We start from the raw sequence: 2409 nt of genomic DNA, 5'->3' as shown, positions 1-2409 counted from the left end.
AACCGAGCACGCCCAAAACCCACGCTGACAAAATTTGTCACCATTTGACGTCTTAGAGCATGCGGGCCCATAAGCGGATGGATGGTGATGCTAGGGCAATCGGTTACTTAACTGACGGTTTTTGCGTAATAAATTTTAATTTTTTTAGATCAATAAAGCCTGGCACGGCTAATGCATCTGCTTCGGTAGGCTCAAATAACCGGTCACGGGGTTATACTCCGCCGGACCCGGGCCATGCCGAGTTGAGAAACGACTAACGAAGAGGTCAAAAATGAAGGACATTCGTATTAACCACGCCCAAAAAGGTTTTACCCTTATCGAACTGATGATCGTTGTTGCGATCATTGGTATTTTGGCTGCAATTGCGATTCCCCAATACCAGGACTATATTGCTCGGTCACAAATCAGCCGCGCTGTCGGTGAAGTTTCGTCTCTGAAGACGGCTATCGAAGAAGAGTTGATGCGTGGTAATGCTCCCAATGCGATTGATGCAACTGTTAATCCTCCAGCAACTTATCAAGCTGAACTGGGATGGACAAACTCTGACCTTATGAGTGCAGCTCCAGTCGTAACTATCCCTGATACCGGTGTCGGCACTGTTACAGCGACCCTTGATGGAAATGTGAGCTCAGGTATCAATCCTGTACAAGTCGTGCTGACTCGCACTGCTAACGGCAGCTGGACCTGTGCAACACTTGCTAACGGCGCTTCAGCGTTCAATGGTTCTTTGGCTCCTGCAGGTTGTCCTGCTTCTTAATTTTAATGTTCCTTATTGGAGCATAGTTTAAAAAGAAGAAACCCCGGGGTTCGGGGTTTTTTCTTTTTAATTGTAATTAATATGGGAAATTCGAGTTGCAAAATAGCTATTATAGAAATGTCGTTGATTTACTAAATTTTCGCGCTCCCTCCCCGTAATCAACAGGCCATTAAGAACAGAAACCGAACATTTAGTATGAGATGATTTTTAGGGATATGCTCCTTTTAGAGGTACATACTCTGAGCAGATCGATGCAAAGCAGAAGAGGTCGGAGAGTTAGTCAAGCCATTTTTTATTATTTGGCTCCTTTGCTGGTATTTGGCGCTGTCCTATTCGCTGACTTCGTGCCATCTGTTTTTGGCTCTTATGCGGATCAGCGTCTCTTACTGGCGCTCTCTATGATCGTACTCATTGTGCTAGGCATTCTGAGGGTTCAAAGCCAACAAAATATTGTCTCAATGCTGTCTGAGTTCTGGCCTTTTCTCCCTTTGAGTATCAGTTTTCTCCTGGCAGCATTTCAGCTTGCTGCTGGACCTTACTATTTGGTAGAGCCAGTCTTTTATGCTCTCTATTTTCTCTCCTTTGGAGTAGCCGGTTTTGTTATCAGGGCTCAGGGACGCACTCGAGAAGTCGCTCATGGGTTGGTGACTGTAGCAGGTGTGAGTTGTTTTTTTTATGCTGCGATGAGTATTACTGTTTATCTGTTCGCCATTAGTGATGGTTTTTCCAGCTTACACCATGTCATCCCGTGGGGGTTCGTTAATATCCGCTATTGGAGTCATATAGCGACTTGGGTCGTGCCCCTCCTGCCCCTTTGTTTATTAACTGTGTCTTGGAAAGATAATCGTCTTTGGCTACTTGGTGTGTCATCCACTGGGGCGATTTGGTGGTGGATACTCTTTCTTTCCTCATCTCGAGGATCCATTATTAGTCTATTCGCTGGACTCATTCTGGCGTGGTTCTTTTTCGGAAGGGCGGCGCTTCCTTGGTTGAGACTGTCTGTCAGATTCGTAGTCTATGGTTTGATTATTTGGTTTCTTTTCTCGATTGTCGTTCCAAGCTTAGTTTTTGATGAAATTCAAGTTCGAGGAATCAAGGGAGGCAGCTCTGGCCGCATACCTCTGTGGCTGGAGGCTTGGCAAATGAGCATGCAGAATTTTCCATTTGGCATGGGATCGCAATCTTGGCTGACTCACGAACTATTGACAGAAAGCTATCGGGCATCACCCAAATTCGCTCATCCACATAACATGTATCTTATGTGGGCTGCAGAATATGGTTGGATTTGTATTGCAGCAATCGTCTTACTCTGTAGTGTGGCGCTCAGAGCGCTATTTTCAAGAGTTGTCGATATTCGAGAGGAAAAGTACAGCAATGCCTTATATCTTGTTGCTTTCACCTCATCTGTGTCGGCGGCCATTATCCATGCTGGTGTTTCAGCAGTATTTATTGCCCCGGGGTCGATGCTTGTCGGGTTGTATGTGCTTTCCGTATTTTGGGCTTTGATCAAGCCCGGAACAAAGCCAAATCGGCCTGCAGTTAAAGTCCGGAGTCCTTCTGGCTCAGGATATGTCGGTTACATGCTGGCGCTGGTAGTTATCTTGGCAGGAGCCCTTTGGTTTTTCGAGGTGCTTCGATATCGAGAGGCAATG

At 46.0% G+C, this 2409-nt stretch carries 2 protein-coding genes; both read left to right on the top strand.

Features of this window, described 5'->3' with window-relative positions; translation table 11 throughout:
* The first annotated feature begins 271 nt into the window (after positions 1-271).
* The gene (locus B2W52_RS15295) at positions 272-757 is read left to right on the top strand and encodes a pilin (RefSeq protein WP_273071681.1); all 486 of its coding nucleotides are present in this window, start codon (positions 272-274) and stop codon (positions 755-757) included.
* A 398-nt stretch (positions 758-1155) separates the two neighbouring features.
* A partial coding sequence (locus B2W52_RS15290) for an O-antigen ligase family protein (protein WP_286803684.1) occupies positions 1156-2409 on the top strand: 1254 nt, incomplete at its 3' end.

Origin of the sequence: Marinobacter sp. UBA2498 (assembly GCF_002341575.1) — a bacterium.
Classification (GTDB): Bacteria; Pseudomonadota; Gammaproteobacteria; order Pseudomonadales; family Oleiphilaceae; genus Marinobacter; species Marinobacter manganoxydans.
Note: the sequence above shows the minus strand (reverse complement) of the source record. Positions and strands in the feature narration are given on the sequence as shown.